Source organism: Methylibium sp. (genome assembly GCF_013817345.1).
GTDB lineage: Bacteria > Pseudomonadota > Gammaproteobacteria > Burkholderiales > Burkholderiaceae_C > Methylibium.
In genome coordinates this window covers 15,693-41,155 of sequence record NZ_JACDCW010000016.1, presented here as the reverse complement: position 1 = coordinate 41,155, position 25,463 = coordinate 15,693, and the positions used below count along the sequence as shown (strand labels likewise).

The window sequence follows — 25,463 nt, the reverse complement described above, 5'->3', positions numbered from 1 at the left end:
GCGGCTCAAGCCGCGACCAGCCACCCGGCGGTGTCGAACGCGCTGCTCATCGGCGGCAAGTGAACCGTGATGATGCCGGCCGGCGTCTTGACCGGCTTGGCGTCGTTCTGGGCTTCCATCCCCCGCTCTCCCTGCCCGAATTCCGGGGAGCGGGCTACTGAAAAGAATAGAAGCACCTGAAGGGTATTTTTCGTTCCCCCCAAAAATCTGCGGCGTCGCGGAAGACATCGAGCAACTGCTCGCGCGCCTCCCGGTCGAACCTGGCGTTGTCGGGGAGCTGTTCGAGCACGAGCACGAAGCCTGGCTGGCCGCCGGCCTTGTAGACCAGGTCGGTCATGCAGTCGAACAGCGCGTCGAGGTTCTTGCCGAAGTGCGCTGGGAATAGAAAAGCCTCGGCAATCGCTTCCAGCACTTCCTGCTTCGACTGCGCCGCACCGAGGTGGGCGTAGAGGAAGTGCTGGCCCAGATCCTGGGCGGCAGTCTGCAGGTCTTCCACGCGGAATGCGCGGATGGCCTGCACGATGTTGGGACGGACGGTCTGCAACGGCATCATGGTCGTGATCCCCCTCGTTCCTTGTTGATGGGTCGGCTCACTGTGCGATGAGGCGGAAACTCGCATAGTGATCGTCGGTGTAATAACAAGCTTCGGGGACAGATGGCACTGTCCCTGCGCAAACGATCCGCCGGGCCCCCCGATCGTGGGACTTCGGCGTCGGTACTGTGTACTCGCGGTAGTCGCCGCGTTTGCGACCCGGAAGCAAACGCTCCCGATTGCCAAACACGGAACCATCCTTCGAATACGGGAAAGGACCCCCGGCGCGGATCAATGCATGGGTACCTCGGGCTTCGGGCGGTAGTGCCGACAAGGCCACTGCCGTAGCTCGCTCGCCCGTTTTCCGCCCTTCGGCGTGCGTGCCTCGAGCCGGAACGGTTGACTCGAAAACCGCCGCCGTGGCCGCCACTGCCACGAGCACCACGCCGATCCCCACACGCCAGCCGGAAGTTCGGATTGCCCGCTTCGACCCACCGGTAAAGCGCACGGGTTTTCCCTGTAATTCGAAGGGCAGATGGTACCGAAGCCGGACGAAAATCTCAAGGGCCTGCCTCAAATTTCAGCAGGCGGCCCGGGCTATTCCGAGACTATAAGCGGGCACCAACTCCAGCCAGAAGACAAGGCTCAGGGCCGTTTCATGATCCCGACACTCCTGTCGAAAGGGAAGGCGGGACGGCGCTCGATACTTGCATGACTTTTTGTTGCGCCGCAGCGATTCAACGCGTCGCGTTGGCGTCCGCAACGGTCAAGGCAGTCATGTTCACCAGGCGTCGCACCGTCGCCGAAGGCGTCAGGATATGCGCCGGTTTGGCCGCGCCGAGCAGCACCGGGCCAATGGCGATACCGCCGCCCGCGGCGGTTTTCAACAGGTTGTACGCAATGTTGGCGGCGTCGATGTTGGGCAGCACCAGCAGGTTGGCCTCGCCGGTCAAGGTGCTGTCGGGGATCTGCTGTGCGCGCTGGGCGGGATCGAGGGCGGTGTCGCCGTGCATTTCGCCATCCACTTCCAGCCACGGCGCCTGCTGGCGCACCAGGGCGAGCGCTTCGCGCATCTTCACGGCAGAAGGCTGGCTGCTGGAGCCGAAGTTGGAGTGGCTGAGCAGCGCGGCTTTGGGCACGAGGCCGAACCGTTTCATTTCCTCGGCCGCCATGACGGTGATTTCGGCCAGCTGTGCGGCGCTGGGATCGTAGTTGACATGGGTGTCGACCAGCATCACCTGACGCCCCGGCAGGATCAGCCCGTTCATGCAGGCATAGGTCTGCACGCCCGGCCGCAGGCCGATCACCTGGTCGATGTGCTTGAGGTGCATTGCCGTCGTGCCCCAGGTGCCGCAGAGCATGCCGTCGACCTCGCCCTTGTGCAGCAGCATGGCGCCGATGAGCGTGAGCCGGCGGCGCATCTCGATCTTGGCGAACTGCTGGGTGACGCCCTGGCGCGCCATGATGCGGTGGTAGGTTTGCCAGTAGTCGCGGTAGCGCTCGTCGTGATCGGTGTTCACCACGTCGTAGTCGCGCCCGGCTGTCAGGCGAAGGCCGAAACGCTCGCAGCGCTGCGCGATGATTTCCGGGCGTCCGATCAAGGTCGGCCGCGCAAGTTTCTCGTCGATGACAACCTGCACCGCGCGCAGCACACGCTCTTCCTCGCCTTCGCAATAAACGATGCGCTTCTTCTCGGCCCGCTTGGCGACGTTGAAGATCGGCTTCATCGTCGTGCCGGAGGCATAGACGAAGGCCTGCAGCTTTTCAACGTAGGCGTCGAAGTCCTGGATCGGCCGTGAGGCCACGCCCGAGTCCGCCGCGGCCCGCGCCACTGCCGGCGCGATCTTCATCATCAGCCGGGGATCGAAGGGCTTGGGGATCAGGTACTCCGGCCCGAACGAGAGCGTTGCGCCCGCGTAGGCGGCTGCCACCACTTCACTCTGCTCGGCCTGCGCCAGCTCGGCAATCGCATGCACTGCGGCGATCTCCATCTCCACGGTGATGGTCGTCGCTCCCGAGTCGAGCGCGCCGCGGAAGATGTAGGGGAAGCACAGGACGTTGTTGACCTGGTTCGGATAGTCGGTGCGGCCGGTGGCCATGATCGCGTCGCTGCGCACCGCCAGCACGTCTTCGGGCTGGATCTCCGGATTGGGATTGGCGAGCGCGAAGATGATCGGCCGCGGCGCCATGGCGGCGACCATCTCGCGCTTGAGCACGCCGCCGGCCGACAGGCCCAGGAAAATGTCGGCACCCACGATGGCCTCGGCCAGGGTGCGCTGCGTGGTCTGCTGGGCAAACTCGTCCTTGTCCGGATCCATCAACTCGGTCCGGCCCTGATAAACCACGCCCGCCAGATCGGTGACCCAGATGTTTTCGCGGGGCAGACCAAGTTTGACCAGCAATCCCAGGCAGGCGAGCGCGGCCGCGCCGGCGCCGGAAGACACCAGCTTGACTTCGCGAATGTCCTTGCCGACCACCTTCAGGCCATTGAGCAGCGCCGCGCCGACCACGATGGCGGTGCCGTGCTGATCGTCGTGGAAGACCGGAATCTTCATGCGCTCGCGCAGTGCGCGCTCGACGTAGAAACAGTCCGGCGCCTTGATGTCTTCGAGGTTGATGCCGCCGAAGGTGGGCTCGAGCGCGGCGATGCAATCGATCAGCTTGTCGAGGTTGTTCTCGGCCAGCTCGATGTCGAACACGTCGATGCCGGCGAACTTCTTGAACAGGACGGCCTTGCCTTCCATCACCGGCTTGGCGGCCAGCGGGCCGATGTTGCCCAGCCCGAGCACCGCGGTGCCGTTGGTGATCACCGCGACCAGGTTGCCGCGCGCGGTGTAGCGGAACGCAGTCGAGGGATCACGAGCGATCTCTTCGCAGGCCGCCGCCACCCCGGGCGAATAAGCCAGCGCGAGGTCGTGCTGGTTGATCATCTGCTTGGTCGCCGCGATGGCGATCTTGCCGGGCACGGGGAACTCGTGGTACTCGAGGGCGGCCTGGCGCAGTTGCGTGCGCTTGTCTTCGGGGGTCGTCATGGGATCTTCCGTGAGGGCGTGGCTGACGCAGCGACCTGCTGATTGTAGGAATGCGCCTGCGGGCGCGAGCGCGGAGCAAGCGGGCGCGCCCGGGCTGCTGCGCTGCCGCAGGCAGTGTTTCGCACGACGTGTGCGGAGGCCATGCGCGAAACTGCGTACCCATGCCGAGCCGCCGCTCTTCATACTCGGTCATGTCCGACCTCGCCGCGCCGCCGATGCCGTCCTCCTGGCGCTGGCGGCGCATGCTGCCTTGGGCCCTGCTGGTGCTGCTGCTCGGCGTCGTTCAGACGCTGCTGCTCGGCCTGACTTTGCGCTACGAGCACAGTCGCGCCCAGGAACGCACCGACGCCGCCGCCGCCGCTGCCGCAATCGATGTGCGGCAGGTGTTCGCGCGCGACCTGCAGAGCCTGCAGGCGCTGCTGTGGAACGAACCGGATCTGGCGCAGTGGCGCCGCGACGCCGCCGATCTGCTGCGCGAGCGCCGCGAGCTGCTGCGCATCGAGTGGCGTTCGGAGGACAACACGATTCAAGCCGTGGTCGAGTCGCCCTACCGCGGCCAGCTCTTCAGCCGGCTGCCCCGCGGCGCGCTGGCGCTCGACAGCGAAGCTGCCTGCGACAGCGCCATGCGCCTGACCGTGCCGGCCTGGTCGCGCAGTTATTTCGTGCCGCAGGCCGGCGGCCTGGGCGTGGAGGTGATCGATGTGTGCCTGCCCATCACCGGTGCGGAGGGGCCGCGTGGGGTCATGGCAGCGAGCCTGGCCCTGAGCGCGACCATCGAAGCGGCGGTGTCGCCCGAGGTGGCTCGCTCGCACGAGCTCTCCTTCGTCGAAGGCGACGGCACGCGCCTGGCGCGCGCCGGGCTGCCGCGAGGCGCTGGCGTGTACCAGGCCGAGCGTCTCGTGGATGTGCCGGGGACCACCTTGGCGCTGCGCCTCGATAGCGCCGGGCGCGGTCCGCGGCTGATTCCCAACCTGGCAACTTCGCTGGTGCTCGGCCTGTCGCTGGCTTTGACCGCAGTGGTCGCGCTGCTCGTGCGCGACGTGCGCCGGCGCGCCGAGGCCGAAGCGCGCCTCGGCGAAGAGCTGGCGCTTCGCCGCGCGATGGAGGATTCGCTGATCACCGGCCTGCGGGCGCGCGATCTCGCCGGGCGCATCACCTACGTGAACCCGGCGTTGTGCGCGATGGTCGGCTTCAGCGCCGAGCAGCTCGTCGGCCACGCCACGCCGGCCTACTGGCCGCCCGAGATGCGCGCCGATTACGAGGCGCGCCAAGTCCACCGCATGGCCGAGGGCGTCCCACCCAACGAGTCGCGCGACGGCTACGAAACCACGTTCATGCGAGCCAACGGCGAGCGTTTTCCGGTGCTGATCTTCGAGGCCCCGCTGATCGGCGCGGACGGCCGGCAAAGCGGCTGGATGAGCGCGGTGCTCGACATCAGCGCCCAGCGCCGCGTCGAAGAGCTTTCCCGCCTGCAGCAAGAGCAGCTGCAGGCCACCGCCCGCCTTGCCACCGTGGGCGAGATGGCTTCGCTGCTCAGCCACGAGCTGAACCAGCCGCTGGCCGCGATCGCCAGTTATGCGAGCGGCTCGCTCAACCTGATCGCTGACGAAATGCCGGCCTCCGCTGGACCGAATCTGTCGATGATCCGTGAAGCTACGCAGCGCATTGCCGAGCAGGCGGCGCGCGCGGGGCGGGTCATCAAGAGCGTGAACGATTTCGTGCGTCGTCGCGAGCACAGCCGCGAGCCGGTGGACTGCGACGAACTGGTCGAGGGGGTGCTGCCGCTGGTGCGCCTGCAGGCCCGCAAGAGCGCCACGCGCATCGAGCTGGCACTGGGCTGGCCGCCTCCCCGTGCCGTGTGCGACCGCACCATGGTCGAACAGGTGCTGCTGAACCTGACCCGCAACGCCATCCAGGCAATGGAAGCGCAGCCGCCGGCGCAGCGCGTGGTCAACGTGAGCGCACGGGCCGACCGTGCCTGGGTGCACATCAGCGTGAGCGATCGCGGCCCCGGCATCGCCCCCGAGGTGGCCGCGCGCCTGTTCACGCCGTTCTTCACCACCAAGAGCGAAGGCATGGGCCTGGGCCTGAGCCTGTGCCGCACCGTGATCGAGCAGCACGGCGGCGCACTGGTGTTCGAGACGCTCCCGAGCGACGACGGCGCCGGCATTGCAGGCACCCGCTTCACCTTCACGCTGCCGCGTGCCGCCGCCGGGCCGGCAAACGGCGCCCCCGATGCACGCGCCGACGCAACGCTCGATGCCGCTCCGAACGCGTCGGCCGGCAGTTCCGGCCCGGCCGATCGCGCGGCGCAGGCCCTGTCATGAGCCTGCCGTCGGGTTGCCTGCCCTTCGAAAACCGGCGCCGAGCGCCCGGGGAGTCCAGATGAATCATTCGCCGCCGCCGCCACCCCTGGGCCTGCCCGTGGTGCATATCGTCGATGACGAGGCGGCAGTCCGCGATGCGCTGGCCTGGCTGTTGCGAACGCGCCGGCTGCTTTCGCATCCGCATGATTCCGGCGAGGCCTTCGAGGCCTGGCTCGAGGGGCACCGCTCGGCGCTTCTCGGCGCACCGGCCTGCCTGCTGCTCGACATGCGCATGCCCGGCGGCATGGGCGGCGTGCAGTTGTTCGAGCGGCTGATCGAGCGCGCGCTCACCGATGTGCTGCCGGTCATCTTCCTCAGCGGCCACGGCGACGTGCCCACTGCCGTCGCGGCGATCCAGCGCGGCGCCTTCGATTTCGTCGAAAAGCCTTTCTCCGACAACGCGCTGGTCGACCGCATCGAGCGGGCCCTGGAGCGAAGCCGCGGCGCACTCGAGCGCGGTCGCCTGCACATGGCCCTGCAAAAGCAGCTGGCCGAGTTGACGGAACGCGAGCGCGAAGTGATGCAGCTGGTGGTCGATGGCCGTCCCAACAAGCTGATCGCCGATGCACTGGCGATCAGCGTGCGCACGGTGGAGGTGCACCGGGCGCGCGTGTTCGAAAAGATGGGAGTGCGGTCCGCCGTGGAGTTAGCCAATTTGCTCAGGGAGCAAACCGGCTAATTCCACCGCCGGTCGGGCTGGCGCCCGATCGACGCCGCGGGCGTGACGACAGCCCCAGCCCCTTCCCCGCCCCCGAGGGGCCGGGGACAAAGGCCCCACCCCCCGCCCGCCCCCGCGGGGCGGGAGCCCCGACCGGCCGGTCGTACTGATGAGCCTGTGCTTTTGCTTCGCCGTGAACGGTCCGGCTTTGCTGGACCGGCTGTGACACATCGTTGGCTTGGGAGCACGGTCGGTCGGCCCGCCGTGGGGCTTGGCGGCACGGCGACAATCGCCCGCATGAGTCTTGGCGAATTCGACCTCATTGCGCGGTACTTCAACCGGCCCACGCGCCGCGCCGCCGTGGGGCCGGGCGACGACTGCGCGGTGCTGGCGCCGCGCGCGGGCATGCAGCTGGCGGTGTCGTGCGACATGCTGGTCGAGGGCCGGCATTTCCTGCCCACCGTCGATCCGGCACGGCTCGGGCACAAGGCGCTGGCCGTCAACCTCAGCGACCTGGCGGCGTGCGGCGCCGAGCCGCTGGGCTGCACGCTGGCGCTTGCGCTGCCACGCGTCGATGCCGATTGGCTCGAAGGTTTCTCGGCCGGTCTTTATGCGCTGGCCGAGACGCATGGCTGCGAACTGGTCGGTGGCGACACCACGGCCGGGCCGCTCAACATCTGCATCACCGTGTTCGGCGAAGTTCCGGCCGGCGGCGCACTGCTGCGCAACGGTGCGCGGGCCGGCGATGCGGTCTGGATCAGCCATGCGCCGGACGGCGGCATCGGCGATGCACGGCTCGCGCTCGAGGCTTTTCGCGGGACGGTGGCGTTGCCAGGAGATGCCTTCGAGCGCGTGCGCCGCGCGATGGAGCAGCCGCAGCCGAGGGTCGCGCTTGGCGTGGCGCTGCGCGGCATCGCCAGCGCAGCGATCGATGTGTCGGACGGCCTGCTCGGCGACCTGAGCCACCTGTTGCGCCGCTCTGCCGTGGGCGCCACGCTCGACGCCGACGCCCTGCCGCGCAGCAGCGATCTGGCCGCGCAACCGCTGGCCCTGCAGCGGCTTTGCGGCCTGTCGGGCGGCGATGACTACGAGCTGGTCTTCACCGCGCCCGAAGCGGCGCGAGCCCGCGTACAGGCAGCCGCGCACGAGGCGGCGGTAGCGGTCACCCGCATCGGCCGCATCGAGGCGGCCAGCGGACTGCGCGTCGTCGACTCGCAAGGCCGCGCGCTGGCGGACGCGTGGACCTCGTTCGACCACTTCCGCTCGTGAACACCGCGCCGACGCCGCTGGAGCCGCCGGCCCTGCCGGCGCCGCGCCGTGCCGACGTGCGCTTCCTGCTTGCGCACCCCGCGCACGCCATCGCGCTCGGCTTCGGCGCCGGGCTGAGCCCCCTGGCGCCCGGCACGGTCGGCACCCTGTGGGCCTGGCTCAGCTTCGTGGTGCTCGACCGTTGGCTCGACGACGTGCAGTGGGCGCTGCTGCTGGCCGCCGGCACAGCGATCGGCTGGTGGGCCTGCACGGTCACCGCTCGACATCTGAACACGGCCGACCCGAGCTCGATCGTGTGGGACGAGGTGCTCGCCTTCTGGGCGATCCTGTGGTTGATGATGCCGGCCAGCCCCGTGGGCCAGTTGATGGCCTTTGCACTGTTTCGCTTCTTCGACGCCGCCAAGCCGGGGCCGGTGGGCTGGGCCGACGCACGTTTCAAGCGGCCGCACACCGAAGGCCGCATCGGCTGGATCCAGGGCTTCGGCATCCTGTTCGACGATGCAGTCGCGGCGCTGTGCACGCTGCTGGTCATCGCGGTGTGGCGGACCATCGCATGAAGACGATCTGCCGGCACGATTCGGCACGCGTGGCGCTGCGCCGCAGGAGGCACTCTTGAACGAAGGCTTTGTCATGCAACTCGGCGTTGCGCTGCGGGCGCGGTCGTGGCGACTCGTCACGGCCGAGAGCTGCACCGGCGGCCTGCTGGCGGCCGCATGCACCGGCGTGGCCGGGTCGAGCGACTGGTTCGACCGCGGCTTCGTCACCTACAGCTACGAGTCGAAGACCGAGCTGCTCGAAGTGCCGGCCGTGCTGATCGCGCAGCACGGCGCGGTCAGCGCCGAAGTGGCACTCGCCATGGCCGAGGGCGCCCTGCGCCATGCCCGGGCCGACATCGCCCTGAGCGTGACCGGCATCGCCGGCCCCGGCGGCGCGGTGCCGGGCAAGCCGGTCGGCACGGTGTGGATGGGCTGGGTGTTGCCGGGCCGCCCGGCGCAGGCCGAACGCCTCCAGTTCAGCGGCGACCGCGCGGCGGTGCGCGGCCAAACCGTGCGGCATGCGCTGCAGCGGCTGATCGACGCGAGTGCCGCTTGAGCCCCCAAGAGAACTTGGCGCCAGCGGAGATCGAGGAGCCGGAGACGGCATGCGCCCGATCGCGTGATGCGACGACCTTGCCTGCGGAGGGCGCCGTATGAGCCGCGGGGCCGTTCCCAAGGCAAACACCGCAGCGCGTAGCACGGAGGTTGCCTTGTGAGTATCCTGCTGGCCTGTGATTTCGATGCCGCCGAATGGGCGCTGTGGCGCCCGGCGCTGCAGGCTGCGATGCCGGGTGAGCGCTTCGTCACCTCCGCCGAGACGCCTGACGATATCGACGTGGCCATCGTCGCCAATCCGCCCGCCGGCGCGCTCGCGGGCTTGCCGCGCCTGAGGCTGATCCAGTCGTTGTGGGCGGGCGTCGAGCGGCTGCTCGCGGACACCAGCGTGCCGGGCAGCGTGCCGATCGCACGCATGGTCGATCCGGCCATGAGTGCGGCGATGGCCGAGACCGCGGTGTGGGCCACGCTGGCGCTGCACCGCGGCTTCTTTCGCTATGCGCGGCTGCAGCATGAAGCGCGTTGGGCGCCGCACCCCCAGCGCCGCGCCGACGAAGTGACCGTCGCTGTGCTCGGTCTGGGGCAGATGGGCGGCGCGGTGGCTCGGCGGGTGGCGGATCAGGGCTACCGCGTGCTCGGCTGGAGCGCGCGCCCGGCTGCGCTGGCCGGTGTGGAAACCAGCGCTGGCGAGGCGGCCTTGGCGCCCCTGCTGGCGTGTGCTGACATCGTGCTCAATCTGCTGCCGCTGACCGCCCGGACGCAGGGCTTCTTCGACGCCGACCGGCTGGCCGGAATGAAGCGTGGCGCCGGCCTGGTGAATCTGGGGCGCGGCGCCCACGTGGTGGAGGCCGACCTGCTCGCCGCGCTCGACCAGGGGCAGGTGGTGCATGCCGTGCTCGATGTGTTCGGCAGCGAGCCCTTGCCGCGGGAGCATCCGTTCTGGCGGCATCCGCGCGTGAGCGTCTTGCCGCACGTCGCTGCGCAGACCGATCCACGCACTGCGGCGGCGGTCGCCGCGGCCAATGTGCAGGCGCTGCGCGAAGGGCGGACTCTCGCGCATCGGGTCGACCGCGCGCGCGGGTACTGAACGCTTTCTCAGCCGAACGGGGCGGCAGTGGCGAACCCAGCCGCATCGCGTCCATGACCTGCGAGGTCATGCGCCGCCCTCACGCAGATTCCAGAGATCAGCCTTGCAGCACCAACCGCGCGGTCGCGCCGGCGCGGGCCGGTGCGCCGGCGAGCGGGCCTGCCAGAAGCAGCGCCAGGCGCTGTAGACCGTCCCACGGATCGGCGGGCCACAGTGGGTGCTTCAGGCCCTTGGCCAGGCCGTCGCAGACATGCGCAGACTCCACCAGCTGCTCCAGCATGGCCTCGTCCAGGCGCGGCAGCGCGCGTTCGAACAGCCGCTCCTTCAGGCCCCAGACGCGGTTCTCTCGCAGCGCCATCGGCAAGGGTTTGCCAGCGCTCAGGGCGTCCTTGCAGCGCTTGAGTGCGCGGATGTCCTCGGTCAGGTGCCAGTGCACCAGCACGGCGGCCTCGCCCTCGGCGCGCAGGCCGGCGAGCATGCGCAGCACGCGCGGCACCTGGCCGGCGAGCACCGCCTCGCCGAGCTTGCGCACGTCGTAGCGGGCGACGTTCAGCACCGCCGCCTCGACCTGCTCGTAGCCGAGCTCGCCGGCCGGATGGAGCAGGGCCAGCTTGGCGAGTTCCTGTTGCGCGGCGAGCAGGTTGCCTTCGACCCGGTCGGCGAAGAAGGCGAGCGTGCGCTGGCCTTCTTCGCCGGGGGCGACGCGCTGGCCCTGCGCGGCCAGGCGCTGCGCCAGCCACTGCGGCAGCGCCGCGCGCTCGATGGGCTCCAGGCGCAAGGTGATGCCCGCGGTCTCGAGCGCGCCGAACCAGGCGCTCGCGGTTTGCTGGCGGTCCAGTCGCGGCAAGGTGACGAGGGTGAGCACGCCTTCCGGCAGGCGCTCGCAATAGCGCTGCAGCGCCACCGAACCGTCCTTGCCCGGCTTGCCCGAGGGAATGCGGATCTCGACGATCTTGGCGTCGCCGAACAGGCTCATCGCGCTTGCCGCGCCGAGCAGCGAACTCCAGTCGAAATGCGCGCCGGCGACCGTGTGGACCTCGCGCTCGCTGTGGCCGGCGGCGCGCGCGGCGGCGCGGATCGCGTCAGCCGCCTCCACCGCCAGCAGCGGCTCGTCGCCGTGCAGCGTGTAGAGCGGCTGCAGGCCCTTCTTCAGGTGCGCGGCGAGCTGGTCAGGCTTGAGTTGCATCAGGGATGAAGCGCGTGTTGGCCGGGCTTCAAGGGGCCGGCACCGCGGCAAGCCGGCGCATCACCTGCTCGACGATGTCGCTCTGCATGCTGCGAAACAGTGCCTGCTCTTCCTGCTGCTTGGCCAGCGCGTTGGTTTCGTTGTAGGTCATGTCGCGCGTGAGCAGCAGTTCGGTGTCGGGGATCAGCAGGCGGCCAGCGGGCGTGCGCAGCCGAAAGCGCAGGCGCGTGCGCAGCGTGAACTCCCGCACCTGGCCGGCGGAGGTCTGCGCGGCGACGGTCCTGTCGCGCACGTCGGCCAGTGCTTCGAGCACCACCTCGGCCTGCGCGGCGGATTCGACGACGCGGGTGCTGCCGCTGGCCTCGACGGCACGCTCCAGCTCTTCGGTGAAGGGCGATCGCGCGGGGAAGCCGACCAGCTGCACCGTGTCGAAGTCGAGCCGGGGCGGACGGCGCAACTGGAAGCCGCAGCCCACAAGCAGTGCGGCGCCGGCGCTGGCGCCGGCCCCGAGGCCGAGCTGCAACAGGCGGCGGCGGGTGGGCGTGACTGGCACGGCGCGCGTCATACGACGACGTTCACCAAGCGCCCCGGCACGACGACAATTTTCTTGGGCTTGCGGCCCTCGGCGAACTTGGCCACCTCGGGGCTGGACAACGCGGCAGCCTCGATTTGCGTGCGGTCGGCTGTCGCCGCGACGGTGATCGAACCGCGCAACTTGCCGTTGACCTGCAGCACCAGCTGGATCTCGTCTTGGAGTAGCGCGGACTCGTCGACCTGTGGCCAAGGCGCGTCGAGCAGCTCTTCCGATGCTGCGGCATAGCCGAGCTGTTGCCACAGCGAATGAGTCACATGCGGGCAGGCCGGGTAGAGCACGCGCAGCAGCACTGAATAGCTTTCGCGAAGCGCGGCATTGGCGCCCGGGCTACCGTCGGCTTCGAAAGCCTCGAGCGCATTGAGCAGCTTCATCGCACCGGAAACCACGGTGTTGTATTGCATGCGTTCGTAGTCGTAGCTGACCTGCCGCAGCACGCCGTGCACTTCGCGCCGCAGGGCCTTCGCGGCGGCCGGCAGCTCGCCACCGACGTCCGTCGCGCCGCTGACCGCCGTGGCGTGCTTCTGGCCGAAACCCCACACGCGCTTGAGGAAGCGGTGCGCGCCCTCGACGCCGGCGTCGTGCCATTCGACCGACTGCTCGGGTGGTGACGCGAACATCACGAACAGGCGGGCGGTGTCGGCGCCGTAGCGATCGATCACCTGCTGCGGATCAACGCCGTTGTTCTTGGACTTGGACATGGTGGTCCAGCCCTCGTACTGCACCGCCTCGCCATCGTCCTTGGCGCGGGCAGACACCACCTTCTGATGCTCGTCGCGCTCGATGTCGAGCTCATGCTCCCAGAAGTACTGGCGGCCGCCCTGGGCGCCGCTGCGCACGAAGGCCTCCTTGAGCACCATGCCCTGCGTGAGCAGGCGCGTGAAGGGCTCGTCGATCGCGACGAGTTTCATGTCGCGCATCACCTTGGTCCAGAAGCGCGCGTACAGCAGGTGCAGGATCGCGTGTTCGATGCCGCCGATGTACTGGTCCACCGGCATCCAGTACTTCGTGCCGGCGCCGACCATGGCGGTGTCGAGCGTGGCATCGCAGTAGCGCATGAAGTACCACGACGAATCCACGAAGGTGTCCATCGTGTCGGTCTCGCGCCGCGCCGGTTGACCGCAGCGCGGGCAGGCGACGGTCAGGAACGAGGCGCATTTGGCGAGCGGATTGCCGGAGCCATCGGGGATGAGGTCTTCGGGCAGCACCACCGGGAGCTCGTTCTCCGGCACGGGCACGGCACCGCAGCCGGGCTGGTCGGACCCGGGTCCGGCGCCGTCGCAATGAATGATGGGGATCGGCGTGCCCCAGTAGCGTTGGCGGCTGATGCCCCAGTCGCGCAGGCGCCAAGTGGTCTTCTTTCCGCCCAGGCCCTTGGCGGCCAGCGCCTTGGCAACGGCGTTGACGGCGAGCGAATGACTCAGGCCGCTGAAGTTGTCGGAGTTGATGGTCACGCTGCCTTGCTTGTCGGCGTACCAGTCCTGCCAGTGGTCGTAGTCGTAGTGTTTGCCGTCGACATGGATCACCTGCGTGATCAACAGCCTGTATTTCTTGGCGAACTCGAAGTCGCGCTGGTCATGGGCCGGCACGCCCATGACGGCACCGTCCCCGTAGCTCATCAGCACGTAATTGCCGACCCACACTTCGATGTCGGTGCCGGTCAGCGGGTGCTTGACGAACAGCCCGGTCGGCAGACCTTCCTTCTCGCGCGTGGCGATCTCGGCCTCGGTCGTGCCGCCGGCCTTGCAGGCCTCGATGAACGCGGCCAGTTCCGGGTTCGAGGCCGCGGCATGCGCAGCGAGAGGGTGCTCGGGCGCGACGGCACAAAAGCTCACGCCCATGATCGTGTCGGCCCGCGTCGTGAACACGTACATGCGCCCGTCCTGGATCAGCGCGCCGCTCGCATCGCGGATGTCGTGCGCAAAGGCGAAGCGCACGCCCTCGCTCCTGCCGATCCAGTTCTCCTGCATCAGCTTGACGCGCTCCGGCCAACCGGGCAGGCCGTCGGTGACTTCGCTGAGCAGTTCGTCGGCGTAGCGCGTGATGTTGAGGTAGTAGCCGGGGATTTCGCGCTTTTCGACCGGCGCGCCGGAGCGCCAGCCGCGCCCGTCGATGACCTGCTCGTTGGCCAGCACGGTCTGATCGACCGGGTCCCAGTTCACCACCTGAGTGCGGCGCTCTGCAATGCCGGCTTCCAGCATCTTCAGGAACAGCCACTGGTTCCAGCGGTAGTAATCGGGCGAGCAGGTCGTGATTTCGCGCGACCAGTCGATGGCCAGACCCATGGCCTGCATCTGGCCTTTCATGTGGGCGATGTTGGAGTGGGTCCACTGCGCCGGCGGCACGCCGTTCTTCATCGCCGCGTTCTCGGCGGGCAGGCCGAAGGCGTCCCAGCCCATCGGCATGAGCACGTTCATGCCCTTCATGCGCAGGTGGCGCGTGAGCATGTCGTTGATGGTGTAGTTGCGCACATGCCCCATGTGCAGCTTGCCGCTCGGGTAGGGCAGCATCGAGCAGGCGTAGAACTTGGGCCGGGCCGCGTCCTCGACAACCCGGTAGGCATCGCTCGCACGCCAGTGCGCTTGTGCGGCGGCCTCGATGGCGCGGTGGTCGTAGGGGGCGGGAGGGGGCGTGGCAGCGCTCATGCAAGGGCCGGTGCGCGGGCGCCGGGCTCGGAAAGGTCGTTCGATTTTAGGGGCGCTCTTTCGGCGCGCGGCCGTTCGGCACGGGGTCGGAGCGCCGCGCGCGGCCCCCGCGACCGCTGCCTGCGCAATGAATGCGATGTGTCGGGGCTTCGCGCGTGCCGGCCCGCGCGGGGCTCGTGTCGATCAAGTGACTGTGGCCGGCAGTCCGAGCACGTCGTCCATGCCGAACAGGCCGCGCGGCTGCCCCGCTAAAAAGCGCACCGCGCGCAGGCTGCCCTGCGCGTAGGTCGCGCGGCTGGCCGACTTGTGCGCGATCTCGATGCGCTCGCCGGTGCCGCAGAACATCACGGTGTGGTCGCCGACGATGTCGCCGCCGCGCACGGTGGCGAAGCCGATCGTTTGCGTATCACGCGCGCCGGTCGTTCCTTCGCGGCCATAGACCGCGCAATCTTGCAGATTGCGGCCCAGCGCACCCGCCACCACCTCGCCCATCGCGAGCGCGGTGCCGCTTGGCGCGTCCACCTTGTGGCGGTGATGCGCCTCGACGATCTCGACGTCGTAGCCCTCGCCGAGCGCCTTGGCGGCGATGGCCAGCAACTTCATCACCACGTTCACACCGACGCTCATGTTCGGCGCCATGACGATGGCGATGTCCTCGGATGCCGCCGCAATCGCCGCCTTGCCCGCCTCGTCGAAGCCGGTGGTGCCGACGACGAGCTGCACGCCGAGTTCACGGCACAGGCGAACGTGTTCAAGCGTGCCGTCCGGGCGGGTGAAGTCGATGAGTACCTGCGCATCGGCCAGCCCGGCGCGAAGATCGGCCCCGATCGGCACGCCGCTGGTCTGGCCGAGGAAGGCTGCGGCATCTTGACCGAGCGCCGGACTGTCGACAACGTCGAGTGCGCCGCTCAACACGCAGTCAGGCGAGGCGAGCACCGCCTCGATCAGTGTGCGGCCCATGCGGCCGGAGGCGCCGGCGATGGCGATGCGTCGCAGCGTCGTGCCCGCGATTCCTTGCCCGTCGGCCTCGGCAGCCTGCGAGCGCCGGTCGTTCGCCGCCAGCACGCGCGCGAAGTCGCCGCTGCCCGCTTCGCTCACCGCACCGCCTCCAGTGGCGGGTAGCTGCGCGTCGGGCCCTCGGGTGCGGACGCGGCCGCCGCGCCGGTGACGACCGGCTCAGCCGGGATAGGCAAAGCCTCCAGCTGTTCTTCGGTCAGTTGAAGTTTCGGCACGCGGCCGGTGCTCCGGGTGTCGATCGAGGCGACGAAGTCGCGCTCGCTGGGCAGTTCGTCGGCTTCGAAGGACTTCATGCCTTCGCCGTCGAACCGCACGGTAACGCGGCGCTGCTGATAGGGCGCGCCCTGCCGGCGGATGGTGAACACGTAGTCCCAGCGATCGGCGTGGAAAATGTCGGTCAGCAGCGGCGAGCCGAGGACGCTGCGAACTTCCGCGCGGGTCATGCCCGGCTTGATGGCTGCGGCCATCTCCTTCGTCACCACATTTCCCTGCACGATTTCCATGCGGTAGGGCGTGATCACGCCGAGAAAGCTGTCGGACGATTGAAGCGAGCTGCAGCCGGCAAGCGCCAGTGAGGCCAGCAGCAGCGCAGGCATGCGGGCGTGACGATGACGTGTTGAAGGCTGGCGCATGAGGTGGATGCAGGAGCAGGAACGGCCACCACAGCGGGGCGGCAAGCACCCGACGCAACACAGCGCGTCGGGGTCGATATCATCGGCAAATTCTAGTGGAGCCGCCTGCGGCCGAGGACAAGCCGATGAGCCACGCCGACGAACTCAAGAGCAGCGGCCTGAAGGCCACGCTGCCGCGCATCAAGATCCTCGAGGTGTTCCAGACTTCGAGCGTGCGCCACCTGACGGCGGAAGACGTCTACAAGCACTTGCTGACCGAAGGCTCCGACATCGGTCTGGCCACCGTGTACCGGGTGCTGATGCAATTCGAGCAGGCCGGTATTCTTTCGCGCAACCACTTCGAGTCCGGCAAGTCGGTGTTCGAGCTCAACGAGGGCCAGCACCACGATCATCTGGTGTGCCTCGATTGCGGCCGCGTCGAGGAATTCTTCGACGCCGAGATCGAAGCGCGCCAGCGCTCGGTGGCGCAGACCCGCGGCTACGCGCTGCAGGAACATGCGCTGTCGCTGTACGCGAATTGCACCAAGAATCCCTGCCCGCACCGGCCGGTGCGCAAATAGCATCGGCCGGCGAGCGACCGGCGCTCAGTCGGTGGATTCGCCGGCTTCGAGCGCGAGGCGGTGGCGGGCCAGAAACTCCTGGTAGGTATCGATGCCCCGCAGCTGCAGGATGGTGTTGCGCACGGCGGCCTCGACCAGCACAGCGAGGTTGCGGCCGGCGTCCACCGCGATCACCACCTTGCGCACGGGCACATCGATGACGGGCTCGAAGAGCGGCTCGTAGGGCAGCCGCTCGAACTCGCGCTCCAGCGTCTCGGTGCGCACCAGGTGCACGATGAGCTTCAAACGCATCTTGCGGCGCACCGCCGTCTCGCCGAAGATGGCCTTGATGTCGAGCAGGCCGATGCCGCGCACCTCCAGCAGGTTCATCAGCAACTCTGGGCAGCGGCCCTCGATGGCGGTCTGCGAGATGCGGTAGAGGTCCACCGCGTCGTCGGCCACCAGTCCATGCCCGCGCGAGATCAGCTCAAGGCCGAGCTCGCTCTTGCCCAACCCCGACTCGCCGGTGACCAGCACGCCCAGGCCCAGGATGTCCATGAAGACACCGTGGCGCGTGGTGCGGTCGGCAAAGTGCTGAGCCAGGTGCGTTCGAAGCACGTCGATCACATGGCCCGCCGGCTCGGCGGTTACAAACAGCGGTATCTCGGCGCGTTCGCACATCGCCACCAGTTGCTCGGGGGGCGGTTGGTTGTCGGCAATGATCACCACCGGCGGCTCGAGAGTGACGATGCGCGAGACGCGCCGGGCCTGATCTTCGGGCGAGCAGTCGAGCAGGTAGCGCACTTCACGCCGTCCGACGATCTGCACGCGGTAGGGGTGGATGTAGTTGAGGTAGCCGACGAGGTCGGCCGCCGACTGCGCGTCTCGCACCGCAAGCTCGTCGAAACGGCGCTCCGGGTGGGCATGACCGGCCAGCCACTCCCAGCGCAGGGCGGCACGGTGGGCCTCGAACAGCGCCTCGGCGCTGATGACGGTCGGCTTCATCGGTGACCGCGCCGCAGCCGGCGGGCGCGCTGCCCGGGGCTCAAGCGACCGACTTCAGCGGTTCCCAATTCGCGATCAGTTCGTGCAGCTTGGCGGCGTCCGGTTCGGCCTTCAGCTTCTCGCGCAAGCCGCGGTCGGACAGCAGTTCGGCGATCTCGGAAAGGATCTCGAGGTGACGCTGGGTGGCCGCCTCGGGCACCAGCAGGAAGATCAGCAGCGATACCGGCTCGTCGTCGGGCGCGTCGAAGCCGATCGGCTGCTGCATGCGGATGACGGCGGCCAGCGGATTCTTCAGGCCCTTGATGCGGCCGTGCGGAATGGCTACGCCGTGCCCCAGGCCGGTCGAGCCGAGGCGTTCGCGGGCGAACAGGTTGTCGGTGACCGTGGCGCGGGCAATTGCGTGGCGGTTCTCGAACAGCAGGCCGGCCTGCTCGAACACGCGCTTCTTGCTGGTGGCGTCCACGGCGACCAGAACATTGCTGGCAGGCAGGATGGCGGCGAGACGATTCATCGGATCGGGGTGTCGGTTTCGGCGGGCCTTGGCCGACACGTGGCTAGAACTGAAATGAAATTATAGGAAGCGCATCCAGCATGGGGAGATGCGCTGGCCGTTCACCCCGCATGCAGGTGGCAAGGGTTGCCGTGCGGCAACGGCTCCGGACGGCAGACCACGAAAAAGCGGCCTGGCGGCCGCTCCTGTGTGCGTCAGACCACGCCGCTTACTGCAGATCGGTCGCGTCGAGCCGTTTGGCCGACGCGTGGTGATGGTCTTGTACTCGGTCCTTGTGGCGGCAGACCTGGCGATCGAGCTTGTCCATCAGCTCGTCGATCGCGGCATACATATCTTCGTTGGCCGACTCGATGAAGATGTCCTTGCCCTTGGCGTGCAGGGTCACTTCGGCCTTCTGGCGCCTCTCCTTTTCCTTGAGCTTCTCCACGCTCAGCAGCACGTTGATGTCCACCACCTGATCGAAGTGCCGGGTAACACGGTCCAGCTTGGTGAGAACGTACTCGCGCAAAGAGGGGGTCACGTCGAGGTGATGTCCGCTGATCGTCAGGTTCATAAGCGCTCCTTTCACGGGGTTGGAAGGCAGAGCGCTCCGGCGGCCAGGCACGCCGGAGCGGTCGAATCCAGTGTGCGCCCCGGCTTGTCTCGTGACAAGCCGATGACCGGCCCTCCACAGGGCCGGCGCGGCCTTGCGCTGCGGAGCCCAATGCCATAATTCGCAGTCGAGTTTTCGGAGCATTCGTTGGACCTCACCCCGTCTCGGTGACCGTCCACTCCAACCGCCCCCGCGCCGCCCTGTGCGAGGGGTTGCCGGGAGTGAGGCGGTTGCCTTCTCCCGGCGCCTGACCCCTCCCGTCGGGCGCCATGCGCGGCGCGCCACGCCGCCCCGGTAGTTGGAGTACGCATGCTCAACGTCTTCACGCTCGCCAATGGCCGGCTGTTCCAGGAAGAGATCGAAAGCGCTGATGCGCTGGCCGACGTGCAGCCGGTGTGGGTCGATCTGGAAAACCCGACCGCCGAGGAAAAGGGCTGGATCGCCAGCCGCTTCGGCCTCGTCATCCCCGATGACATCGTCGACGACGACATCGAGGAATCCGCACGCTTCTACGAAGAAGACAACGGCGAGCTGCACATCCGCTCCGACTTCCTGGTCGACGAAGACGCCGGCCCCGAGCGCAAGGGGGCGCGCAACGTGCGCGTGGCCTTCATCCTGCGCGACAACGTGCTGTTCTCCGTGCACGTGATCGACCTGCCGGTGTTCAGGCTGCTGCGCATGCGCGCGCGGCGCATCCCGGCGCTGATCGAAGATGCCAAGGACGTGCTGCTCAAGCTCTACGATGCCGACGCGGAGTACTCGGCCGACTCGCTCGAGGGCATCTACGACGCCCTGGAGAAGGTCAGCACCCGCGTGCTGCAAAAGGAAGTCACCGATGCCGATGCCGCCGAAATCCTGGCGGCCATTGCGCGCCAGGAAGACCTCAACGGCCGCATCCGCCGCAACGTGATGGACACGCGCCGAGCGCTCAGCTTCATGATGCGCAGCCGGCTGCTCAATGCCGAGCAGTTCGAGGAATCGCGCCAGATCCTGCGCGACATCGACTCGCTCGACTCGCACACCGCCTTTCTGTTCGACAAGATCAACTTTCTGATGGACGCCACGGTCGGCTTCATCAACATCAACCAGAACCGGATCATCAAGATCTTCTCGGTGGCCAGCGTGGCGCTGCTGCCGCCGACGCTTATCGCCAGCATCTACGGCATGAACTTCCGGGTCATGCCCGAGCTCGACTGGAGCCTGGGTTACCCATTCGCGCTGGCGGTGATGCTTGCGAGCGTGGTCACGCCGTTCTGGTACTTCCGGCGCAAGGGCTGGTTGTAAGGGCTCGGTGGCGGCGCCGATGCGCTGCTGTCAGCGCCGGCGCAGCGTGAATTGCACGACGTCGGTGTTGCCCGTGGCGAACGCCGCCTGGCAGTACGCCATGTAGAACTCCCAGATGCGCAGGAAACGGGTGTCGAAGCCGAGGGCGAGCACTTGCCGCTCCTGGCTCGCGAAGCGCTCACGCCAGCGCGTCAGCGTCACGGCGTAGTCTTTGCCGAAGCACAGGCGCTGTTCCACCTCCAGACCGGCCTTGGCCGCTTCCGCCTCGAAGGCGCCGACGCTCGGCAGCAGGCCGCCCGGGAAGATGTACTGCTGGATGAAATCGGTGCTCCTGATGTAGCGCTCGAACAGATCTTCGCGGATGGTGATGCTCTGGATGCAGGCACGGCCGCCCGGCACCAGCTTGTCGTGCACGGTTCGGAAAAAGTCCGGCCAGTACTCACGCCCGACGGCTTCGAACATCTCGATCGAGACGATTGCATCGAAAGGCCCGTCGGGGATGTCGCGGTAATCCTGGAAGCGCAGGTCGGCGCGCTGCGTGAGCCCCCCGCGTGCCAGGCGGGCCTGCGCGTGGTCGAGCTGCTCGGAAGACAGCGTGACGCCGGTGACATGCGCGCCGAAATCGCGCGCCGCAACTTCGGCCACGCCACCCCAGCCACAGCCGATTTCGAGCACACGTGCACCCGCCGCCACGCCGACCTCGACCAGGGCGCGCCGGATCTTGGCGAGCTGGGCTCGCTCGGTCGGCTGCCGGGTGTCGCCGGCGAACCAGGCGCTCGAGTAGCTCATCGTCTCGTCGAGCCAGAGCCTGTAGAAGGCGTTGCCGAGGTCGTAGTGGGCGTGGATGTTCTTTCTGGATCCGGCGCGCGAATTGCGGTTGAACCGGTGCCGGACGCGGTGCAGCAGCGAGCCCCACCAGCTGCCGTAGACCACCCTTTCGATCTCGTTGCGATTGGCGATGAACAGCTCGAGCAGCGCCGGCAGGTCGGGTGTGCTCCAGTCCCCGGCGATATAGCCCTCGGCAAAGCCGATGTCGCCGCTCGCAAGCGCGGCACCGCAGACGTTCCAGTTGCGCAGGTGGATCAGCGCGCGCGTGTCGCTGTCCTCGTGCAGGCTGCCGAAGCGTGCGCTGGAGCCGTCGGGCAGGTGTACGTCGAGCTGGCCGTGGCGCAGGCGCGAGAGCAGGCGGAAGACGGCACGCGCCGAGGCTGGCGCCGAGGGCGGAAGCGCGCCGGCAACTGCAAAGGGTGCGCCGCGATCGAGGACGTTCTGCGAGGAAGAGGGGGAGTTCATCGAAAGGAAGCGTTCAGCGGGTGACGAAGCCGCGGGGCGGGACGGGTTTGCCGAAGAAGGGCACGCGCTTGCACCACAACTGCAGCGCCTGCCAGTGGATGCGCGCAATCACCGTGAGCGTCATGAGCGGCATGCCCCGAAAGGCGCGGCGCAGGCTGGCTGCATCGAGCGGCACAAGAGTGCCGCTGACGCGCGTCTGCAGCAGCAGGCCTTCGTCGTCGTCGTGATCGATGCGGGCGACGAGGTGGCCGGTGGCATCCGGGTGTTTACGGGCCGCGGTGGCCGCCGGATGCGCGCTGCGCATGAAGCGGAAACGGTAGCGGCCGCTGACGGCGCAAAAGGGCGAGACATGAAACACCTTGGCGGCGGTCTGCTCGCTGCCCCAGCCCAGGCCATCGCCGCTTAGCAGGTAGCAGTGCCGTTCGCCGAAGGTGTTGTTGACCTCGGCGACGATGGCCGCCAGCGAGCCATCGCTGCGGTGCGCATACCAGAAGCTCACCGGCTTGAACGCGTAGCCGAGCACGCGGGGGTAGGCCTGCAGCCAGACCTCGCCTTGCGCGTCATCGATGCCTTCGCCCGCCAGCAGTTCGTCGAGCCAGGCCAGCGCGTCGCCGCGGCCATCGCCGTGGTCGGCATCGTGAAAGGCAATCAGGCCGAAGCGGTTGCGCGGCAACGCGGCCTCGGGCTGACGTCGCAGGCTGCGAAGGGGAAGCAGCAGGAAGTAGGTGGGGTAGGTGAACGCGTGCCGCACCGGGCGCAGCCGCAGGTGACGGACGGTGCCGAAAGCAATCAGCGCGCGTGTCGCCGGGGCCATTGCGGGGGCGCCCGCGCACTCGCTCGCCGGTCTGCCCGGAGGGTCCGCAGCGCCGTACCCTGGCGTTTCAGCCTGTTCGGTCGAGCCTGCGGGCGGGGCGCCAGCGGTGTTCGACGCTGCGAAGCGCAACGCGTGCTTCATGCGATCTCTCGCTGCGCGCGCGGGGCGGCATGTCGCTCGGGCGCACCGGCTTCGCCGAGCAGCGCCTCGGCTACGGCCAGCCCCGATGTCAGGCCGTCTTCGTGAAAGCCGTAGCCGGTCCAGGCGCCGCAGTACCAACTGCGCCGGCGGCCTTGAATCTCCGGCAGGCGGCGTTGTGCCGCCAAGGCGGGGGCATCGAACACCGGGTGGGCGTAATCGAAGCGGCCCAGCACGCTGGCTGGCGCCGGTTCACGCCCCGGATTCAGCGAAACGACCACGTCCTGTGCGAAAGGCAGGGGCTGCAGCCGGTTGATCCAATAGTGCAGGCAGACGCCAACCTGCTCGCCCGAGTCGCTCGCCGCGCGCTCGTAGTTCCACGCAGCCCACGCTCGCCGACGCGTGGGCAGGACGCTCGTGTCGGTGTGCAGCACCGCGTGGTTGGCGTGGTAGCGGATCGCCCCGAGCACCGCGCGCTCGGCCGGCGCGGCATCGGCCAGCAGCGCCAGCGCCTGGTCGCTGTGGCAGGCGAAGACCACCTCGTCGAAACGCTCGGTGCCGCCGCGGCGCGTGACGACCTGGACGCCGCCTTCGCTGCGAAGCACTTGCAGGACCGGCGTGGCCAGCCGCACATCGGGCAGGCGCTGCAGCAGCTTGTCCACATAGTGCTTCGCGCCGCCGCGCACCGTGTACCACTGCGGCCGATCGGTGATCTGTATCAGGCCGTGGTTGTGGCAAAAGCGGACCATCGTCGCCACCGGAAAGCGCAGCATCTGGTCGGTCGGGCAGGACCAGATGCAGCCGAGCATCGGCAGCAAATACCAGTCGCGAAACTCGCCGCTGAAGCGCTGCTCGCGCAGGAAATCCCCGATCGACTGTTCGAGTTCGATGCCGTCGCCCCGCTCCGCGAGCGCTCGGGCCACGCGGTTGAAGCGCAGCAGGTCAATCAGCATGCGCCAAAAGCCCGGCCGCAGCAGGTTGCGCCGCTGTGCAAACACGCTGCCCAGGTCGCAACCGCTCCATTCGAGCCCGGCATCCGGTACTTGCACCGAGAACGACATCTCTGACGCCACGCTCGCCACCCCGAGTTCGTCGAACAACGCCACCAGCTTCGGGTAGGTGCGGTGGTTGAAGACGAGGAACCCGGTATCGACGCCGTGCGTCGCCGGCCCGTGCGCGCCGGGCAGCGTGACATCGACCGTGTGCGTGTGGCCGCCGAAGTGGCTGCCCGCCTCGAACAGGGTCACCGCGGCGCGGTTCGGCTCTCGCGGGTCGCACAGACGATGGGCAGCGGCCAAGCCCGAGATGCCTGAACCGATGACGGCGATGCGGCGCTGCGCGCTCATCGGCTGGCTTCCCGAGCGGCGGCCCCGCCCGGAAGCGAGGCGGCACGGTACGGCACAGTGGGGAGAGCCGCGCCGCGCCTTCCAGCGAAAAGGCGCTTCAATCTGCCTTCGCCTCGAGCAGCCGCTCGATCTCCTGAACCAGCACGCGGTCCTGCGGATCGACGCGGCTCGCGTAGCTTTTCACCGTCCGGCCATCACGGCCGATCACGTACTTGTGGAAGTTCCAGACCGGCGTCTGGCCGGTGCGCCGCGCCAGCTCGCGGATCAGCGGGTTGGCGGCGCTGCCCTTGACGGTCGTCTTCGCGAACATCGGAAACTGCACGCCGAAGGTGTTCTCGCAGAAAGCAGCAATGTCGCCATTGCTGCCGGGTTCTTGGTCGCCGAAATCGTTGGTCGGAAAGCCGAGCACGACGAGTCCGCGCGAGCGAAAGCGGTCGTTCAGCGCTTCCAGGCCCTGGTACTGCGAAGTGAAGCCGCAGAAACTGGCGGTATTGACCAGCAGCACCACCTTGCCTGCGTACTGGCACAGGTGCTGGGGCTTTTCGTCCTGCAGGCGCGGGAAGCTGTGGTCGAGCAGCGGGCCGCAGGCGGGGGCGGCCTGCCCCGCGCCGGCCGTGCCGAGGCACAGTACGAGCGCGATGCTGCGTGCGGCGCCGCGAAAGTCGCCGATCAGCCGAATCGAAGGCCGGCCAAGATAGAAATTTGTCTTGGTCATGACGGGGTTCTAAACTGCATGATGCTCAAACACTGCGTTGAACAACGATGATTGTCCTGGACATTCTCCATCACCTTCGTTTCCGGCTGCGAGCCGCTGGCCGGGTTGCCCGTCATGAATCAGCATGACCCGCGGCAGCCCGGACTGCTTTCGATCGCCGCCGTGGAGCGCGACACCGGCCTGAGCAAGGACACCTTGCGCGTCTGGGAGCGCCGCTACGGCTTTCCGGCTCCCGCCCGCGACGTTTTCGGGGAGCGCGCCTATTCGGCCGAGCAGGTCGAGCGGCTGCGCATCATCAAGCGGCTGATGGACGCCGGCCACCGGCCGGGGCGCATCGTGGCGCAGCCCATCGAAGCGCTGCAGCGGCTCGGCGATCCCGAAACGCCGGTCGAGTCCGGCGCTTCGGCGGCCTTGCCCGATCTGCGCGCCTACGTCGACCGTGTGCGCGCTCACGACGTGGAAGGGCTGCGGCGCGAACTGGCGCAGGCGCAGTTGCGGCTCGGGCTGGGGCGATTCGTGGTCGAGATCATCTCCCCGCTCAATACGCTGGTCGGCGATGCATGGATGCGCGGGCACCTCGAGATCTTCGAGGAGCACCTCTACACCGAGTCGCTGCAGGTCGTGCTGCGCAAGGCCATCGACAGCGTGCCGGTGCCTCACCCGGGCAGCCACCCGCTGGTGCTAATGAGCACCTTCCCGAACGAGACGCACGCAATCGGGCTGCTCATGGCCGAGGCGTTGTTCCTGCTGGAGGGTTGCCGCTGCGTGAGCCTGGGGGCGCAGACACCGATCTGGGACACCGTGCTGGCGGCCACCGCGCTGCGTGTGGACATCGTGGCCATTGCCTTCACGGCCGTCCTCACGCCGGCCGTTGTAACGGAAGGACTGACCGAGTTGCGCGGCAAACTGCCCCGCTTGGTCGATGTGTGGGCCGGCGGCGCCGCGCCGGTGCTGCACCGGCGGCCGATTCAGGGCGTCACTGCAATCGCGTCGCTGGCGCAGATTGCGGAAGAGGTACGACGCTGGAAAGCCGCGCGATCGTAGGCAGGTCGGGGGCATGGAGCGCCGAATGCTCCTCACTGCACGTCAAGCTCAGGCCACGGTCTTCGAGACCCTGTG

24 protein-coding genes are annotated in these 25,463 nt (G+C 68.2%); 9 read left to right on the top strand and 15 right to left on the bottom strand.

Going from position 1 to position 25,463, the window contains the following annotated elements; translation table 11 throughout:
- Positions 1–154: 154 nt before the first annotated feature.
- From H0W40_RS04895 to H0W40_RS04885, 3 genes are all read right to left on the bottom strand, one after another.
- Positions 155–553, bottom strand: coding sequence for a barstar family protein (locus H0W40_RS04895; RefSeq protein ID WP_292443812.1), 399 nt, complete (start codon positions 551–553; stop codon positions 155–157).
- A gap of 37 nt (positions 554–590) precedes the next feature.
- Entirely contained in the window at positions 591–1,040 is a 450-nt protein-coding gene (locus H0W40_RS04890) for a ribonuclease domain-containing protein (protein ID WP_292443809.1), read from the bottom strand.
- Positions 1,041–1,269: 229 nt separating this feature from the next.
- Positions 1,270–3,564 carry an NADP-dependent malic enzyme gene (locus H0W40_RS04885; protein ID WP_292443807.1) on the bottom strand — a complete coding sequence of 765 codons (2,295 nt, stop codon included), beginning with the start codon at positions 3,562–3,564 and terminating at the stop codon, positions 1,270–1,272.
- A 191-nt stretch (positions 3,565–3,755) separates the two neighbouring features.
- Here H0W40_RS04885 and H0W40_RS04880 point away from each other — a divergent pair, with 191 nt between their 5' ends.
- From H0W40_RS04880 to H0W40_RS04855, 6 genes are all read left to right on the top strand, one after another.
- Complete coding sequence (locus tag H0W40_RS04880; RefSeq protein WP_292443806.1) at positions 3,756–5,891, top strand: ATP-binding protein; 2,136 nt, start codon at positions 3,756–3,758, stop codon at positions 5,889–5,891.
- Positions 5,892–5,949: 58 nt separating this feature from the next.
- Positions 5,950–6,609 carry a response regulator gene (locus tag H0W40_RS04875; protein ID WP_292443804.1) on the top strand — a complete coding sequence of 220 codons (660 nt, stop codon included), beginning with the start codon at positions 5,950–5,952 and terminating at the stop codon, positions 6,607–6,609.
- 276 nt (positions 6,610–6,885) lie between these two features.
- Positions 6,886–7,857: a thiamine-phosphate kinase gene (gene thiL / locus H0W40_RS04870; RefSeq protein WP_292443802.1), complete on the top strand. Its 972-nt coding sequence runs from the start codon at positions 6,886–6,888 to the stop codon at positions 7,855–7,857.
- Positions 7,854–8,414 carry a phosphatidylglycerophosphatase A gene (locus H0W40_RS04865; protein WP_292443801.1) on the top strand — a complete coding sequence of 187 codons (561 nt, stop codon included), beginning with the start codon at positions 7,854–7,856 and terminating at the stop codon, positions 8,412–8,414. Before thiL ends, H0W40_RS04865 begins: the two co-directional genes overlap by 4 nt.
- Before the next feature lie 73 nt (positions 8,415–8,487).
- On the top strand, positions 8,488–8,949 hold the full coding sequence (locus H0W40_RS04860) for a CinA family protein (protein ID WP_292443829.1): 462 nt from the start codon (positions 8,488–8,490) through the stop codon (positions 8,947–8,949).
- Positions 8,950–9,105: 156 nt separating this feature from the next.
- Positions 9,106–10,035, top strand: coding sequence for a glyoxylate/hydroxypyruvate reductase A (locus H0W40_RS04855; protein ID WP_292443799.1), 930 nt, complete (start codon positions 9,106–9,108; stop codon positions 10,033–10,035).
- A gap of 97 nt (positions 10,036–10,132) precedes the next feature.
- On the opposite strand, the gene holA is transcribed toward H0W40_RS04855, so the two are convergent.
- From holA to H0W40_RS04830, 5 genes are all read right to left on the bottom strand, one after another.
- Positions 10,133–11,221, bottom strand: a complete 1,089-nt coding sequence (gene holA, locus H0W40_RS04850; RefSeq protein ID WP_292443798.1) for a DNA polymerase III subunit delta — start codon at positions 11,219–11,221, stop codon at positions 10,133–10,135.
- A gap of 28 nt (positions 11,222–11,249) precedes the next feature.
- Positions 11,250–11,774: an LPS assembly lipoprotein LptE gene (lptE, locus tag H0W40_RS04845; protein WP_292443797.1), complete on the bottom strand. Its 525-nt coding sequence runs from the start codon at positions 11,772–11,774 to the stop codon at positions 11,250–11,252.
- Positions 11,775–11,782: 8 nt separating this feature from the next.
- Positions 11,783–14,458, bottom strand: coding sequence for a leucine--tRNA ligase (leuS, locus tag H0W40_RS04840; protein WP_292443796.1), 2,676 nt, complete (start codon positions 14,456–14,458; stop codon positions 11,783–11,785).
- Positions 14,459–14,641: 183 nt separating this feature from the next.
- Positions 14,642–15,454: a 4-hydroxy-tetrahydrodipicolinate reductase gene (dapB, locus tag H0W40_RS04835; RefSeq protein WP_292443828.1), complete on the bottom strand. Its 813-nt coding sequence runs from the start codon at positions 15,452–15,454 to the stop codon at positions 14,642–14,644.
- 98 nt (positions 15,455–15,552) lie between these two features.
- Positions 15,553–15,996, bottom strand: a complete 444-nt coding sequence (locus tag H0W40_RS04830; RefSeq protein WP_367153738.1) for an outer membrane protein assembly factor BamE — start codon at positions 15,994–15,996, stop codon at positions 15,553–15,555.
- A 236-nt stretch (positions 15,997–16,232) separates the two neighbouring features.
- Here H0W40_RS04830 and fur point away from each other — a divergent pair, with 236 nt between their 5' ends.
- On the top strand, positions 16,233–16,667 hold the full coding sequence (fur, locus tag H0W40_RS04825; protein WP_292443793.1) for a ferric iron uptake transcriptional regulator: 435 nt from the start codon (positions 16,233–16,235) through the stop codon (positions 16,665–16,667).
- Positions 16,668–16,691: 24 nt separating this feature from the next.
- Here fur and hprK read toward each other — a convergent pair whose 3' ends face one another.
- The 3 genes from hprK to raiA form a co-directional block, all read right to left on the bottom strand.
- Complete coding sequence (gene hprK / locus H0W40_RS04820; RefSeq protein WP_292443791.1) at positions 16,692–17,651, bottom strand: HPr(Ser) kinase/phosphatase; 960 nt, start codon at positions 17,649–17,651, stop codon at positions 16,692–16,694.
- Between the two features lie 40 nt (positions 17,652–17,691).
- Positions 17,692–18,162 (bottom strand): PTS sugar transporter subunit IIA, encoded by a 471-nt coding sequence (locus H0W40_RS04815; protein WP_292443789.1) that lies wholly within the window; start codon positions 18,160–18,162, stop codon positions 17,692–17,694.
- Positions 18,163–18,370: 208 nt separating this feature from the next.
- The gene (gene raiA, locus H0W40_RS04810) at positions 18,371–18,715 is read right to left on the bottom strand and encodes a ribosome-associated translation inhibitor RaiA (protein WP_292443787.1); all 345 of its coding nucleotides are present in this window, start codon (positions 18,713–18,715) and stop codon (positions 18,371–18,373) included.
- A 348-nt stretch (positions 18,716–19,063) separates the two neighbouring features.
- On the opposite strand from raiA, the gene corA reads away from it, so the two are divergent.
- The gene (gene corA, locus H0W40_RS04805) at positions 19,064–20,038 is read left to right on the top strand and encodes a magnesium/cobalt transporter CorA (RefSeq protein ID WP_292443785.1); all 975 of its coding nucleotides are present in this window, start codon (positions 19,064–19,066) and stop codon (positions 20,036–20,038) included.
- Between the two features lie 30 nt (positions 20,039–20,068).
- Here the strand turns inward: corA and H0W40_RS04800 are convergent, their stop codons facing one another.
- The 4 genes from H0W40_RS04800 to H0W40_RS04785 form a co-directional block, all read right to left on the bottom strand.
- Entirely contained in the window at positions 20,069–21,331 is a 1,263-nt protein-coding gene (locus H0W40_RS04800) for a cyclopropane-fatty-acyl-phospholipid synthase family protein (protein WP_292443783.1), read from the bottom strand.
- Between the two features lie 13 nt (positions 21,332–21,344).
- Positions 21,345–22,145, bottom strand: a complete 801-nt coding sequence (locus H0W40_RS04795; RefSeq protein WP_292443782.1) for a DUF1365 domain-containing protein — start codon at positions 22,143–22,145, stop codon at positions 21,345–21,347.
- Between the two features lie 137 nt (positions 22,146–22,282).
- A complete protein-coding gene (locus H0W40_RS04790) occupies positions 22,283–23,629 on the bottom strand; it encodes an FAD-dependent oxidoreductase (RefSeq protein WP_292443779.1) in 1,347 nt (448 codons plus the stop codon).
- A gap of 97 nt (positions 23,630–23,726) precedes the next feature.
- Positions 23,727–24,344 (bottom strand): glutathione peroxidase, encoded by a 618-nt coding sequence (locus H0W40_RS04785; protein ID WP_292443777.1) that lies wholly within the window; start codon positions 24,342–24,344, stop codon positions 23,727–23,729.
- A gap of 51 nt (positions 24,345–24,395) precedes the next feature.
- Here H0W40_RS04785 and H0W40_RS04780 point away from each other — a divergent pair, with 51 nt between their 5' ends.
- The gene (locus H0W40_RS04780) at positions 24,396–25,388 is read left to right on the top strand and encodes a MerR family transcriptional regulator (protein WP_367153737.1); all 993 of its coding nucleotides are present in this window, start codon (positions 24,396–24,398) and stop codon (positions 25,386–25,388) included.
- Positions 25,389–25,463 lie beyond the last annotated feature (75 nt).